Annotated in this window: 11 protein-coding genes and 1 pseudogene; 5 read left to right on the forward strand and 7 right to left on the reverse strand. The window is 73.3% G+C overall.

Annotated elements, in window-relative coordinates; translation table 11 throughout:
• Nucleotides 1–1,325 (forward strand): cytochrome P450 (locus GKQ77_RS15080; protein ID WP_219689279.1); only part of this gene is annotated, 1,325 nt, incomplete at its 5' end.
• Between the two features lie 11 nt (nucleotides 1,326–1,336).
• Here the strand turns inward: GKQ77_RS15080 and GKQ77_RS15085 are convergent.
• Complete coding sequence (locus GKQ77_RS15085) at nucleotides 1,337–1,939, reverse strand: CGNR zinc finger domain-containing protein (protein WP_219689280.1); 603 nt, start codon at nucleotides 1,937–1,939, stop codon at nucleotides 1,337–1,339.
• 83 nt (nucleotides 1,940–2,022) lie between these two features.
• Here GKQ77_RS15085 and GKQ77_RS15090 point away from each other — a divergent pair, with 83 nt between their 5' ends.
• Nucleotides 2,023–2,409 carry a PPOX class F420-dependent oxidoreductase gene (locus GKQ77_RS15090; protein ID WP_219689281.1) on the forward strand — a complete coding sequence of 129 codons (387 nt, stop codon included), beginning with the start codon at nucleotides 2,023–2,025 and terminating at the stop codon, nucleotides 2,407–2,409.
• A 30-nt stretch (nucleotides 2,410–2,439) separates the two neighbouring features.
• Here GKQ77_RS15090 and GKQ77_RS15095 read toward each other — a convergent pair whose 3' ends face one another.
• Nucleotides 2,440–3,513, reverse strand: a complete 1,074-nt coding sequence (locus GKQ77_RS15095) for a hypothetical protein (RefSeq protein ID WP_372459887.1) — start codon at nucleotides 3,511–3,513, stop codon at nucleotides 2,440–2,442.
• 238 nt (nucleotides 3,514–3,751) lie between these two features.
• Here GKQ77_RS15095 and GKQ77_RS15100 point away from each other — a divergent pair, with 238 nt between their 5' ends.
• Nucleotides 3,752–5,716 (forward strand): M13 family metallopeptidase, encoded by a 1,965-nt coding sequence (locus GKQ77_RS15100; protein ID WP_258021366.1) that lies wholly within the window; start codon nucleotides 3,752–3,754, stop codon nucleotides 5,714–5,716.
• A gap of 67 nt (nucleotides 5,717–5,783) precedes the next feature.
• Here GKQ77_RS15100 and GKQ77_RS15105 read toward each other — a convergent pair whose 3' ends face one another.
• The gene (locus GKQ77_RS15105; RefSeq protein WP_219689283.1) at nucleotides 5,784–6,602 is read right to left on the reverse strand and encodes a PIG-L deacetylase family protein; all 819 of its coding nucleotides are present in this window, start codon (nucleotides 6,600–6,602) and stop codon (nucleotides 5,784–5,786) included.
• A gap of 221 nt (nucleotides 6,603–6,823) precedes the next feature.
• Entirely contained in the window at nucleotides 6,824–9,115 is a 2,292-nt protein-coding gene (locus tag GKQ77_RS15110; protein WP_372459888.1) for an FUSC family protein, read from the reverse strand.
• Between the two features lie 269 nt (nucleotides 9,116–9,384).
• Between GKQ77_RS15110 and GKQ77_RS15115 the strand changes: the two genes are divergently transcribed.
• A complete protein-coding gene (locus tag GKQ77_RS15115; RefSeq protein WP_308117673.1) occupies nucleotides 9,385–9,861 on the forward strand; it encodes a peroxiredoxin in 477 nt (158 codons plus the stop codon).
• A gap of 26 nt (nucleotides 9,862–9,887) precedes the next feature.
• On the opposite strand, the gene GKQ77_RS15120 is transcribed toward GKQ77_RS15115, so the two are convergent.
• From GKQ77_RS15120 to GKQ77_RS15130, 3 genes are all read right to left on the reverse strand, one after another.
• Nucleotides 9,888–11,102, reverse strand: a complete 1,215-nt coding sequence (locus GKQ77_RS15120) for an NAD(P)/FAD-dependent oxidoreductase (RefSeq protein ID WP_258021367.1) — start codon at nucleotides 11,100–11,102, stop codon at nucleotides 9,888–9,890.
• A gap of 178 nt (nucleotides 11,103–11,280) precedes the next feature.
• Nucleotides 11,281–12,234, reverse strand: coding sequence for a CPBP family glutamic-type intramembrane protease (locus tag GKQ77_RS15125; protein WP_219689285.1), 954 nt, complete (start codon nucleotides 12,232–12,234; stop codon nucleotides 11,281–11,283).
• A 187-nt stretch (nucleotides 12,235–12,421) separates the two neighbouring features.
• Nucleotides 12,422–13,840: a helix-turn-helix domain-containing protein gene (locus GKQ77_RS15130; RefSeq protein ID WP_219689286.1), complete on the reverse strand. Its 1,419-nt coding sequence runs from the start codon at nucleotides 13,838–13,840 to the stop codon at nucleotides 12,422–12,424.
• Nucleotides 13,841–14,024: 184 nt separating this feature from the next.
• On the opposite strand from GKQ77_RS15130, the pseudogene GKQ77_RS15135 reads away from it, so the two are divergent.
• A pseudogene (locus tag GKQ77_RS15135) lies at nucleotides 14,025–14,228 on the forward strand (M64 family metallopeptidase); the annotation flags it as partial.

The raw sequence follows: 14,228 nt of genomic DNA on the forward strand, positions 1-14,228 counted from the left end.
CCCCCGGCTCGCTGCCCCTGCTCGGCCACGCGATACCGCTGCTGCGCGACAACCTCGCCTTCATCGCCTCGCTGCGCGACCAGGGACCCTTGGTGAGGATCCATCTCCAGCCCGGCAGACCGACGATCGTCATCAACGACCCCGCCCTGATCCGCCGGATGCTGGTCGACCTCGCACCCGGCCTCGACAAGGGGCGGTTCTTCGAGAAGATGGGCCAAGTCCTCGGCGGCGACAGCGTCGTGACCGCTGCCGGCGCGGACCACGTGCGCAAGCGGCGCCAGCTCCAGCCCGCCTTCCGGCACGCCGAGATCGCCCGCTATGTCGACCTCATGCGCGAGCAGGTGACCCGCACCGCCGCCTCCTGGACACCGGGCGCCACCCTCGATGTCCGCGAGGTCATGGTCAAACTCTCCCTCGACATGCTCGCCGCGACCGTCTTCGCCTCCAGCCTCGACGAACAGGCCTTCCTGCGGCTGCGGCGCGATCTGTCGGTGGTGATGAACGGCGTCGGGGCGCGCGTCATGCTCCCCGACTGGGTGGAGAGGCTGCCGCTGCCCGCCAACCGGCGCTTCAACGCCTCACGCGCGGCGGTGCGCTCCCTCATCGGCGACGCGGTCAACAGACTGCGCGCGTCCGGCCACGACACGGGAGACATGCTCTCGATGCTGATGCGCGCCGAGGACGAGGAGACCGGTGCACCACTGACCGCCCATCAGATCTGCTCGGAGGTCCTCACACTGGCGGTGGCGGGCACCGAGACCACGGCGTCGGTGCTCTCCTGGATCCTCTACGAACTCGCCCGCGCCCCCGAGATCGACGAGCGCCTCCAGGCCGAACTGGCCGACGTCCTCGGCGACCGCCCGGTGACCTTCGAGGACCTCCCGAACCTCTCCTACCTGCGCAACGTCATCACCGAGGCGCTGCGCCTGCACCACACCGGCTGGCTCGTCACCCGGCGCACCCTCACCCCGATCCGCCTCGGCGACCAGGAGATCCCGGCCGACACCGAACTGGCCTACTGCCAGCACGCCCTGCACCGCGACCCGAGCCTCTTCCCCGACCCGCTGCGCTTCGACCCGGACCGCTGGCTGGAGGGGGCGCGGAAGGCGGCCCTGCCCGACGGCGCCTTCCTGCCCTTCGGGGCAGGCAAGCACAAGTGCATCGGCGACCACTTCGCGATGACGGAACTCGCCACGGCCATCGCCACGCTGACCAGGACCTGGCGACTGGAGACGCAGCCGGGCCGCAGCGTGCGCCCGGTGGCGCGGGCGACGGTACGGCCCAGCGCGCTGATGATGACGGCGGGGCGGCGCGGGCGGGACTGACCGCGCCGGGCTCAGCCTTCCTCGGCGCGGCGTGCGCGCAGCGTCCGTACCTTGTGGAGGTTGCCGCAGTGCTCCATCGCGCACCAGCGGCGCCGGCCGGGGCGGGAGGTGTCCACATAGATCAGGCGGCAGTTGTCGGAGGCGCAGATGCGGATGCGGTGCGCGAACGGCCCCGTCAGGAGTTCGACGGCGTCCCGCGCGACGGTGGCGAGCAGCCCGGTCCCATCAGCGCCCCCCGCCCAGCGGCGCCCGCCGTCCGGCCCCACGGCCGGGGCGAGCGGCGGGTGCGCGGCCGCTTCGTTGACGATGTCGAGGTCGGCCGGGTCGGGGGTCTCGCCCAGGGCGCGGGCCGTCGTCACGCGGAACAGTGCGTCGCGCAGCCGCCGGGCGTCCGCCACCTCGCCGCCGGTCACCACCAGCTCGGGCGTCGGTGTCAGCCGCGACCGCTCGGCCCAGGCGGCCAGATCGCCGGGCGTGTGCAGCACCTCGTACCGCCGGAACTCGCCGGGACCGCCGGTGGTCAGCAGCTCCAGGCAGAGCGCGCCGGGATCGAAGCGGTAGGTGGCGCCGCTGTGGGCGCGCATCAGGATGCCGGGGGACGCGGACGATTCCATGTAACCAGAATAAATGGTTACGTATGGCGGGCCGGGCGCCTCCCCGCGCGCCGGGGTTCTCGGCGGGGTCCTAGACTCCCGGCATGGACGACACCTCGCGGGCTCGGCTCGGCGCCGGAAAATATCTGCTGGTCAGCAGCTACCGCAAGGACGGCACGCTCGTGCCGACCCCCGTCTGGGTCGTCCCGGACGGCGACGCGCTCGGGATCTGGACGGCCGGGGACTCCTGGAAGGTGAAGCGGATCCGCCGGCGCGCGGACGTCCTGGTCGGGCCGTGCGATCTGCGGGGCAACCCGACGGGCGAGCAGGTGCCGGCCACCGCCGAGATCTGCCCGCCCGAGGTCACCGCCCGCTACCGCCGCCTCATCGCCCGCAAATACGGGGTCATCGGCCGCTTCACACTGCTCGGCAGCAGGCTGCGCCGAGGCCTGCAGGGCACGGTCGGGATCCGCGTCACGCTCACGCCCTGACGAGCGGCCCCCAAGCCCCGCCGCGCGACCTCAGGGAGCGCTCGGCTCCTCATGCTGCTGCGCCGCGGTCGCCGTCTGGAGGGCCGAGATGCACGCGCCGATGGCCTGCTGGAGCTCTTCGAGGCGCCGCAGCATGTCGTCCTCGTAGATGTCGCGGATGTCCTCGACGGTCTCGATGTCGTCGAACGTCAGCTCCTCGAAGACCTTCGTCGCCTTCTGCAGGCTGCCGTAGAACTTCGCCCGCCGCTCCCGCACCCGCAGCTCGGGGTCGCTCTGCACGGTCTGGGCGACCAGGTCGCGGACCGTGTCGTACGCCTCGCGCGCCCACTCGCCGGACTCCTCGCCGTCGTCCAGCTCGTCGATGAGGGACAGATGCCGCTCGGCCTCCTCGCGCAGCTCGGCGGGCGCGTCGATCATCTGGCCGGCGGGCGTCTTGACCTGGCCCTTCTCCACGATCTGGCGGACGTACCCGACGCGGTCGCCCGCCTTGGCCTCGGCGGCCACGGCCTTCTTCAGATCGTCGGCGCGCACGATGTCGCGCACCAGCTCGGTGCGGAGCGCCGGGTCCTCCTCCAGGCGGTCCATCAGCGCCTTCCGCGCCGCCTCCGCGGTGCCCGGGTCGGCGAGGATGGCGGCGCGCAGCGCGGTCGGGTTCTCCGCGACCTCCAGGGCCTTGGTCGGGCGGATGCCCTCGGCCTCGGCGGCCTGCGAGATCGCGTCCCCGCGCGGGGTCAGGGCGCTGGAGCGCGAGGAGTAGTACGACAGCCAGACGTCGGCGTCGGGCAGCTCCACGTCCATGCCGGGGGAGAGCGCCTCGAAGTGCGGCACGAGCCCGTCGTCGGCAGCCTTGTCCCACGCCTTGTAGTAGCGCAGGACGCGGTCGGCCGAGCAGCCCGCGAGCTCCGCGAACTCCTTGGCCGAGAGCTTCGGCGTCTCGCTCGCGCCCTGCCCGCCGGGGCGCACGCTGCGGGCGACCTTCAGGCCGAAGGCCCAGCCGCCGGTACGCGCGTAGGCCCCGAAGTCGCGGGCGTCCTCGGCCACCAGGCGTGCCGCGTCGTCGGCGGACGGGGCGGCTGTCTCGGACGGGACGGCTTCCTCGGACAGGGCGGCTTCCTCGGACGGAGCGGCTTCCTGGGGCGGGGCGATGGCTGCGGTCACAGAAGCTCTCCTGGTGTGACAGGTGTACGGAGGTTGACGGGATACTTTATCGCTCCTATTGGGGTGGTTTGCGCGCGAGTTGGCGCGGGACCCGGCGGTCGCACGCGGTGGCCCGGCGACGGGGCCGTCCCGTGCCGGGGCATAAGCCTTCGTGCCGGGCCGGGGGCTCGCATAGGGTGCCTGGATGAGCATTCTGGATGACGCCCGCCCGGGCATGAACCCCGAGATCCGCCCGCAGGACGACCTCTTCGGACACGTCAACGGCCACTGGCTCGACACCGAGGAGATCCCCGAGGACCGCTCCAGCTGGGGCCCCTTCGTGCAGCTGGCCGACACGGCCGAACAGCAGGTCAAGGAGATCATCCAGGATCTGGCCGAGTCCCCGGACGCCGAGGGCGCCTCCGCCGACGAGGCCCGGAAGATCGCCGCGCTGTACGCCTCCTTCATGGACGAGGAGACCGTCGCCGCCCGCGGGCTCGCCCCCGCGCGACCGCTGATCGACGAGGTCGCCGCCCTGCGGGACGTCCGCGAGCTGGCCGCGTTCCTCGGCCGCTTCGAGCGCGTCGGCGGCTCCGGCCTCTTCGGCTCGTACATCGACTCGGACGACCGCGACTCCGACCGCTACCTCTTCAACATCCTCCAGGGCGGCCTCGGGCTGCCCGACGAGTCGTACTACCGCGACGAGAAGTTCGCCGAGATCCGCGAGAAGTACGTCGCCCACCTCACCGAACTCCTCACGCTCGGCGGGCACCAGAACCCCGAGACCGCCGCGGAGACCGTTCTCGCGCTGGAGACGCGGCTCGCCGCCGGCCACTGGGAGCGCGCCGAGACCCGTGACGTACTGAAGACGTACAACCTCACGACGCTGGACGAACTCCGCGCGCTCGCCCCGGAGTTCGACTGGCGGGGCTACGTCCAGGGCCTCGGCGGCTCGGACGCCACCATCGCGGAGACCTGCGTCCGCCAGCCGTCCTACCTCTCCCACTTCTCCGGCGTCCTCGCCGGGACACCGATCGAGCAGTGGCGGGACTGGGCGCTGACGCGCGTGCTGCGCGCCTGCGCGCCGTACCTCACGGACGAGTTCGTGCGCAGCAACTTCGAGTTCTACGGCCGTACGCTCAACGGCACCCCCGAGCTGCGCGCCCGCTGGAAGCGCGCGGTCGCCTTCGTCGAGGGCGCCATGGGCGAGGCCGTCGGCAAGGAGTACGTGGCGCGGCACTTCCCGCCGTCGTCCAAGGCGATGATGGACGACCTCGTCGCCAACCTCCTGGAGGCCTACCGCCAGTCGATCGCCCGCCTGGACTGGATGACCGACGACACGAAGGCGCGGGCGTACGAGAAGCTCGCCACGTTCCGCCCCAAGATCGGCTACCCGGACACCTTCCGCGACTACTCCGCGCTCCGGGTAAGCCCCGACGACCTGCTCGGCAACGCGCAGGCGGCGGCCGCGTTCGACACGGACCGGGAGCTGGCCAAGATCGGGAAGCCGGTCGACCGCGACGAGTGGTTCATGCTGCCGCAGACGGTCAACGCGTACTACAACCCGGGCACCAACGAGATCTGCTTCCCCGCGGGCATCCTGCAGAAGCCGTTCTTCTCGCCCGACGCCGACCCGGCGGAGAACTACGGCGGCATCGGCGCGGTCATCGGCCACGAGATCGGCCACGGCTTCGACGACCAGGGTGCGCAGTACGACGGCGCGGGCAACCTCAACGACTGGTGGACGGCGGCCGACAAGGCGGCGTTCGAGGCCAAGTCGAAGGCGCTGATCAAGCAGTACGACGGGTTCTCGCCCCGCAACCTCCCCGGCGAGTCGGTCAACGGCTCGCTGACGGTCGGCGAGAACATCGGCGACCTCGGCGGGCTGACCATCGGGCACACCGCGTACCTCATCGCGCTCGACGGGGCGCCGATGCCCGAGAGCGAGGAGGGCACCGGCTCGCAGCGGCTCTTCAAGAACTGGGCGTACTGCTGGCGCACCAAGCGCCGCAAGGAGCAGGAGCAGCAGTACCTCACCATCGACCCGCACTCGCCGCCGGAGTTCCGCGCCAACATCGTCCGCAATCTGGACGAGTTCCACGAGGCGTTCGGCACGGTCGAGGGCGACGGTCTGTGGCTGGACCCGGCGGAGCGCGTCCGGATCTGGTGAAAGCGCCGCGGGGCGCCAAGAGTGCGCGGCGGCGCCCCGCGGGCCGGGGCCAGGTGTCCTCGGGCAGTCAGCCGCCGATGACCGGGCACGGGTCGGCGGTGAGTTCGCACTGCGCGCCGGCCGCGGGCGCGAGGTCGTGGCGGATGTACCACTCGGTGGAGAGCAGCCGCTCGCGGGCGGTCGGCGGAAGGCCGGCGATCAGGCCTGGCGCGGCGCCGCGTGCCACCTCGGAGCGGTGGGCCAGGATGGCGGCGGTCTTCTGGTCGAGCCAGGGGCCGACGTCGACGGTCGCGGTGACCTGCTCGTCCGGGACGCTGTACGCCTCCGGGACGCTGTGCGCCGCTGTGACGCTGCGCTCCGCTATGCGCCCGCCGACGACCTCGCGCAGCGCCGCCACGGCCGAGTGCGGATGCGTGGCCAGATAGAGGGCGCGCGGCTGCCACGCGGCACCGGCCTGCGGGTAGAGCTGTTCGAGACCGGCGGCCCGCGCGGCGAGCACGGTCACCCGGTGGGTGTGGACGTGGTCGGGGTGGCCGGTCAGCCCGCCGTACGCGTCGTGCGTGACCACGATCTCCGGGCGCACCTCCCGGATGTGCGCCACCAGCCGCCGCACCGCCTCGTCGAGCGGCGCGTCGCACAGCCGCGCCTCGCCCGGGGCCGACTCCGGTACGCGCGCGTCGGCGAAGCCGAGCAGACGTGGCTCGCCCGCCCCGAGGATCCGCACCGCCTCCGCCAACTCCTCGGCCCGCCGCGTGCCCTCGGCCCAGGTCGCGGTCACGACCGCGGTGCGCGCGCCCGCCGCCGCGTGCCGGGCGAGCACGCCGCCCGCCGCCAGGGACTCGTCGTCGGGATGGGCGAAGACCGCGAGCAGACTGGGTGCCGCCATGGGGCTGCCACCTTCCGGTACGGGGGCGGAGGGGGTTCAGCATAGGTCGGCCGGGTGACGGGGCCTCAGCCGTGCGCCGGGTTCGCCGTCAGCACCGCTCGGGCGAGGGCGGCCACGCCGTCGTGGATGTGGCGGGGCGGGGTGCCGTTCGCGCAGAGGTGTTCGATCAGGTCGCTGCGTACGGCGGCCAGCTGCCTGTCGCGGACGCGGCAGGTGGGGCCTCACACCCTCCCGGCGCCCCGCGCCCCTGCCGCCTTCTCCTCGCGTACCGCGAGAGGTACCCCGAGCGGACGGGCCAGACCCACGATTCCCTCGTCGAGGCGCTGGAGGTGGCGCAGCACACGGAAGGCCACCGAGCCCGTGCGCAGCACCTCGTGGCGGCCGCTGTCCAGCATCGAGGCGATGCTGGCGCCCGACTCGATCTCGCCGTCGGTCTCCTCGTCGCGCACATGCGCGGCGATCAGATCGATGTTGTGCGTGATGCGGCGTCCCGCCAGCGCCAGGCGCGCGTCGGCCGCCACGCTCTTGCTGGCGGGCACCAGCTCGGCGGTCGCCGCGAGGGAACGCGCGTGGTAGGCGGAGGTCTCCAGGAGCGCCACCACATAGCGGGCGTTCTGCCGCCGCGCCCGCAGCGGGGCGATCGGGTGCGTCAGCGGCTTCGTGGAGCTGCGCAGATCGTCCAGCGCCGTGTCCAGGTCCCGCGCCCGGTCCACGAGATCGACCGCGGGACCGCCGCTGAGCTGCGCCACCGCCGCAGAGACGACATCCCGAAGACGCGCGAGGACGTTCCCCAGTTCCTCGTCGGTGCGGTGCGAGGTACGGACCGGCAGCACGAGGACCGCCGCGATGATCCCGCAGGCAGCGCCGAGCGCCGTCTCCTCGACGCGCAGCACCAGGACGTCGAGGCTGTAGGTGTTGAGGAGCGTGTAGAGCAGACCCAGCATCGCCGTGACGAAGAACGACATCAGGGCGTAGGAGAGGGGAGCGGTGAAGAACATCCCGAAGACGCAGAGGACGACCAGGGCGAACGCGATCCACGTGTGGTCGCCGACGGCCCCCGCGAGCGCCACCCCGGCCACCACGCCGAGCACCGTACCGAGCAGCCGGCGGTAGCCCTTCACCAGGATCTCGCCGGTGGACGCGGTGTTGAGGAAGACGACCCAGCAGGTCAGGACCGCCCAGTACCAGCGCTGCGTGGACAGGAACTCGCCGCCGACGATCGCCAGCGCGGAGCCCACCGACACCTGCACGGCCGCGCGGGTGGTGGGGCGCCGCAAGCCGGTCGGCTCCTCCTGTGCCGCCTCCGCCTGCGCCGCCTCGCCCGAGATGGAGATCTCCTCCGCGTCGAACTCCTCGCGGGAGCGGGCGGCTTCGGGGCTGTCGTACTCCTCGCCCTCCTCGTCCCGCGAACCGTCCACCGCGAGCCGCAGCCCCAGAATGGCGCGCGCCGCCTCACCGACCGCGCGGAAGCAGTCCTGGATCGCGGGCGAACCCTGGGGCAGGCCCTGCTCCTCGCGGTAGCCGAGCAGCCTGTTGCGTACGTAGGGCAGCGCCGTGCCGCGGTCGTCGGGCACCAGGCGCACCACGAGCAGGTGCAGGGCCCGCAGATCCCTGCGCAGTGCCGTGCCCGCGTCCTGCGCCAGCCGGGCGCGCGGCGGCATGGACGCCGACGCGTTCGGCAGGTGCAGCGTGAGCGTCTCCACGCGTTCGGCGCCGCGGGCGTTGAGGAGCAGGACACCCAGACGCTCGGCGGCGATCTCGGCGTCGGCGACCCTGCGCTGCAGCAGCGCCGCGGCCGACGCGTCGCGGGTGCCCTCCTCGAGGCGGCCCTGGATCATCAGCGCGGCCTCGTGCAGCCGGGCGGTGCTGCGCCGCAGATCGACGAGGACCTTGTCCACGTCCTCGGCGTCGGCGTCGAGCAGGTCGATCTGATGGGCCACGAGCTGCGCGAGCCGGGCACGGAACGCCTCCCGCAGCCGCGCCAGGGTGCGCTCGGGCGTCTCGGGCACGAGGGCGAACCGTGCGACGGCGCTGCACGCGAAGGCGATCACCAGCGCCAGGAACAGCTCCGGCAGGGCGGAGGCGGACGCGCTCACGAAGAGCGAGACGAAGTAGACCTGGAAGCCGATCAGACCGAGCGCGGTGCCCCGGTCGCCGAACCGGCGCGAGTACACCGCCCCGAAGATCAGCATCACGAAGAAGATGTCACCGGCGATCACCCGGGAGTTGAGCAGCGCTCCCAGGGATATCGCGGCAAGGGCGACGGGCAGGCCGAGCGCCAGCGTGACCGCCTGGCCCCGCACCTCCTTCTCCTGGATCGCGAACGTGGCGACCATCGCCGTCATCGCGCCCGCGACCAAGTGCGTTACCGAGGTGCCGATGAGGGCGAGCACGGCGAGGGCGAGGAGGATCGCCCCGACCGTGCGCAGCCCCGCCATGAGGCGCAGGAGTCCCGGGTCGGATGCCGAGAACCTGTCCCAGGCGCCCTTCGCTGTCCTTCGTGCCACTGCCATCGCGATGCCGTACTCCCCATTGCTCTCGGTGTCTGCGGGCGCCTGCCCCAGCATCGCACGAGGGCGTTCGAGGAGATCAAGGCTGGTCGGGGGCCTGTTGGCGGCGCTCGGCGGGCGGGCGGCGTGACCCGGGCGGCAGCTCGGGGCGAGCCCGCGCCTGCCATCGAGTAGGGTTTCGCTCCCGTCACTTGAGGAGGCACCGTGTCGCCGATGGACCGCACGCAGACGCGTCGTACGCCGATGGACCGCACGTCGCGGGGGAGCAGGGCATGACGGCGCGGATGGCGGTCGGTGACACCGCCCCGGACTTCACGCTGCCGGACGAGACCGGCACCCCGCGGCAGCTCTCCGCGCTCCTGGCGGACGGCCCCGTCGTGCTGTTCTTCTACCCGGCGGCCCTCACCCCCGGCTGTACGGCGGAGGCCTGTCACTTCCGCGACCTGGCGGCCGAGTTCGCCGCGGCCGGCGCGCGGCCGGTGGGGATCAGCGCCGACGCGGTCGAGCGCCAGCGCGAGTTCACCCAGCGGCACACGCTCGGCTTCCCGCTGCTCTCGGACCCCGAGGGCGCGGTGCGCGACCGGTTCGGCGTCACCCGGGGCTTCTCCCTCGCCCCGACGAAGCGCGTCACGTTCGTCATCGGCGAGGACCTCGGGATCGCCGAAGTGGTCCGCAGCGAGTTCCGGATGAGCGCACACGCCGACCGCGCCCTGGCGGCCGTACGCCGCCTCAAGGAGAGCGCGGCCTGAACGAGGCGAGTCCCCGGAGGCGGGGGTCAGACCACGTGGGCCTCGGGGCGGCTCTCGTAGCCGGTGCGGAAGCGGTCCGCGCTCAGGGGTGCGATGTCGACGTACGGCTGCCGCCCCAGGTGGAGGTCGCGGACGATCTCGCCCACCGCGGGGGCCTGGAGGAAACCGTGCCCGGAGAACCCGGTGGCGTACAGGAAGTTGGGCACCGCCCCCGACCGGCCGATCAGCGCGTTGTGGTCCGGCGTGACCTCGTACAGGCCCGCCCAGCCACCTGCCGTCTCCATCCGGGCGACGGCCGGCGCTCGGTGCCGCAGAGCCACACGGAAGAGGTCGAGCCACTCCGGCGTCCATGTGGTGTCGAAGCCCTCCGCCTGGCGCGGGTCGGCGAGGCCGAGGAGCAGTCCGTCGTCGCTGTTGTGGAAGTACGCCGACGACGCGAAGTCGATCGTGAAGGGGATGCGCGGCGCGGCGGGCACGAGCGGCACGGTGAAGGCGAGTTGCCGCTTGAGCGGCCGCACCGGCAGCTCCACGCCCACCAGCGAACCGATCCGCGCCGACCAGGCGCCCGCCGCGCACACGACCGTCGCACAGGAGACGCGGCCGCGATCGGTGTGCACGGCCGTGACCCGGTCCCCCGTGGTCGCCATGCCGGTGACCGTGGTGTGCGTCGCGAAGACGACACCGGCGCGGGCCGCGGCGCGCGCGTACCCCTGGACGACGAGGGCGGGGCGCGCGTGCCCGTCGGCGGGGGAGTAGGCGGCGGCCGTCAGCCCTTCGGTACGGATGTAGGGGCAGAGCGCGCGGGCCTCGGCGGGGCCGATCATGCGACTGGGCACGCCGAGTCCGTTCTGGGTACGCACACCGGTCTCGAAGTCCGCCGCCTGCCCCGGGTCGCTCAGGAGGAACAGGTAGCCCACGGTGTCGAGCCCGATGGCGGCACCCGGGCGGCGCGGGAACTCCCGGAAGGCGCGCAGACTCCGGTGCCCCAGCTCGATGTTGAGCGGATCGGAGAACTGCGCCCGCACACCGCCGATCGGCTTGCCCGAGCTGCCGCCGCCCAGCGTGCCGCGCTCGACGACGACGATGCGGCGTACGCCCGCCTCGGCGAGGTGGAAGGCGATGGCGGCGCCCATCACGCCACCGCCGACGATGACGACCTCGGCCGTGGAGGGGAGGGTGCGGAAGACGGACGTGGCTTCGGGCGTCGGCGGCTGGGGCGTCGGGGAGGCTGGGGGCGTCAAGGGGCGGCTCCCTTCCCGGCCGGTCGGCTCGGGCAGTCGTGGCCGCCCGGCGGACGCCGGACAGCTGCTGCCCGTCATGGTGCGCCCGCATGGCCGTCGGCGTCCATGAGCCGTGGCCGGGCTGACCTGTGTGGCCTACCTAAGTAACCCACCTACGTGGCTCACCTAGGTGTCTGACCTACGTGGCCGACCGCTGACGTTCCGTTGGCGTACCGGACGCGCGCCCGATCGGGACCGCCTCGCCCCGCCGCTCCCTGCGCCGCCACAGCGCGAACCCGGCCATGGCCGCCAACAGGTAGACGGGTACGAGGAGTTCGACGTCCGGCGACGACACGTCGGCGTGCCAGCCCGCCCCGCGCCGGTCACCTTCGTACACGACGCGGTTGACGGTCAGGAACGCCAGATGGGCGCCGATGGCGACGCACAGCGGAGCGCGCCGCACCGCCGTACGGGCCGTGACCAGCATCAGGCCGAACACCGTCAGGAGGAACAGATAGCCGAACGGGTCCTGCCCGCCCGGCGCGAGCCCGACGGGCCCCGCCTCGCGGCCGACGAGATACGCGGTCGCGGCCCCGACCACCGTCGAGACGCCGGGCGCGACCAGGAACACGGCGGTGGTGCCGAGCGCCGCACCCAGGCCGCCGAAGCGCACGCGCAGCGACGTCCACGCGTATCCGCGCAGCGTCGTCTCCTCGGGCAGCGCCTCAAGCAGCAGCGCGACCACGGCGTTCGCCACCACGTACCCGGCGAGCGTTCCCAGGTCGGGGCGCGACCAGCGCAGCAGCCCCGCGGCCGTTCCCGCGCCCAGCACGAGCGCGGCGGCCCCCAGGACCACGCCCGCCCCGATGAGCAGGGACCGCAGATTCGCGCCCGCGCCGCCGAACCCCACGTCCCTGAGCGAACGGCCTTGGCGGCGCAGCGCGAGGGTGATCAGCGGCACGGCCACCGCGCTGACCAGCACGGCCGGGATCAGCCGGGCCACAAAGCCGTCCGCCCCGACGGCGTCCGCCACCACCGGCCCCAGCTCGGTCCCCGCGCCCAGCGCCACGCCCATGACGAGGCCACCGCCCAGGGCGCGCCCCAGCGTGCTCAGGAGCGAGGGGGCGGGCGGACCGGGTCGAAGGCCTGTCATCTGTCTCTCCTCACTGGGCGCCCGCCGCGACGGGTCTGTCTCCTCCATCGTCGGCGCCCCCGCGATCATGGGAGTCGTAGCCGCGGATGAAATGCGGGTACATCCTTCGATGCAGGTGAGGCGATGCAGGTGAGGCGATGCGGGCGATTCGACGCAGGTCAGGAGCAGTGCGGGGGAGGGGTCGCGCTCACATCGGGGGAGTGGCCGGCGCCGGGCCCAGCGTGGTCGTGCCGGGCGCGGCCCGGTGGCCGAGCCCCGTGCGGTACGCGTCCATGGCGGCCTCCACCCGGCCGGTGCGGCGCAGCAGATCGCCCAGGAGCCGGCAGAGGTCCGCCAAGTCCCCTGCCGCACTGGACCGTTCGAGCAGGGACAGCGCCGCGCAGTAGTGCTCCTCGGCGCCCTCCGTGTCGCCCCGCTCCTCGGCGATGAGCCCGAGCAGCCGGTGCGCGCCGCCCGCGTGCACCGCGCCACGCCCGGCCCCGAGCATCCCCGCGCCCCGGCCCGCGTCACCCGTCTCGTCGCCGTTGGTCAGCAGGGGCCGCAGCAGCGCCTCCGCCTCGGCGGTCCTGCCGCGCCGCCGCAGCACGTCCGCCAGCTCCACCTCGACCTGCTCGGTGAAGAGCGCGGCCCGCTTGGAGGCGAGGATGGAGCGGGCCGTGCGCAGCTCGCTCTCGGCCTGCTCCAGGTCGCCGTCCTGGGCGTGGACATAGCCGCGCATCCAGTGGCAGTGCGCCAGTTCGGTACGGATGTGCAGGTGGCGGTAGAGCTCCTGGGCCTTGGCGAGCGACGCGTCGGCCTCGGCGATGCGGCCCTCGGCGATCAGCGTGCGGGCCACCCCGCGGTGCATGCCCGCGACCAGCGCGGGGTCGCTCACGCGCGGGGCGAGCGCGAGCGCCAACTCGGCGGCGTGCGCGGCCCGGGCGTGCGCGCCCATGTCCATATAGGGCGCGATGGAGGCGGTGTAGAGCAGCAGCAGCGCGTCCGGGTCGTGCAGCCCGGCCGCGTCGAGTTCGTCGAGAGTGCTCTCCAGGAGGTAACAGGCGTACCGCAGCTCGCCGGTGAGCAGGTGTGCCGTGGCGCGGCCCCGGATCGCCGGGACGCGCCGAGGCAGCGGTTCGTCGGCGAGCAGCCGCTCGACGGCGGCGAAACAGTCGCGTGCGCCGGTGAGTTCGCCGGACTCCAGCAGGCAGTCGCCGAGGCCGAGCAGCGCGGCCGCCTGTTCCTCGGCGAGCGCGTGCGCGACGGCTTCCTCGTGCAGGGCGCGGAAGAGTGCGGCCGCGTCCTCGGGGGCGCCGGTGGCGAGGGCGCGCCGGGCGTCGGTCAGCCGCAGGCGCAGTTCGGCGGCGAGTTCGGCGGGGCGGCCCGTGGCCAACTCCTCGTAGCTGACGCCGAGCCGGTCGGCGAGGTGCCGCAGCGCGGCCTCCGAGGGGCGCACCTTTCCCGACTCCAGGGTGGAGACGTAGGCGGGCGTGTAGGCGGGCTCGGCCAACTGCCGCTGGGTCAGGCCGCGTTCGGCGCGCAGGCGCAGCACGCGCCGCCCGATCTCGGCCGGGTCGTCGGGCCCTGCGCCCTCACGCCGCGCCTCTTCGGAACCGTTCCGCGCCATCACTGACCTCTCTCTGGGTCGCACCCCGGCCTTGACCCCCGGCCTCGGGGACGGCGTGAACGGGCTTTCCCCACCAGCCACTTGACGCACACCCATTGCCTGGAACTCCACGAGCCTCTACGTTGAGCCGCGCCTTAACCCCGCTTAACCCGCCATTTATATCGCGGACTTCGGAAGGACGCCCATGCCCCCCACACCTCGAATATCCGGCCGGCCCAGACGCACCCCGCTGCGCGCCGCACTCGCCACCGGGATCGCCCTCACCGCGGCGCTCGCCGCCACCGCCCCGGCCGGCACGGCCACGGCGGCGGACCCGGACGCGGCGGACCGGCGCACCCAGCGCGTCGAGTACTTCACCGGCCCCGGTGCCCACCCCCGGCACGCCGAG

Source organism: Streptomyces anatolicus, from assembly GCF_019400875.1.
GTDB lineage: Bacteria > Actinomycetota > Actinomycetes > Streptomycetales > Streptomycetaceae > Streptomyces > Streptomyces anatolicus.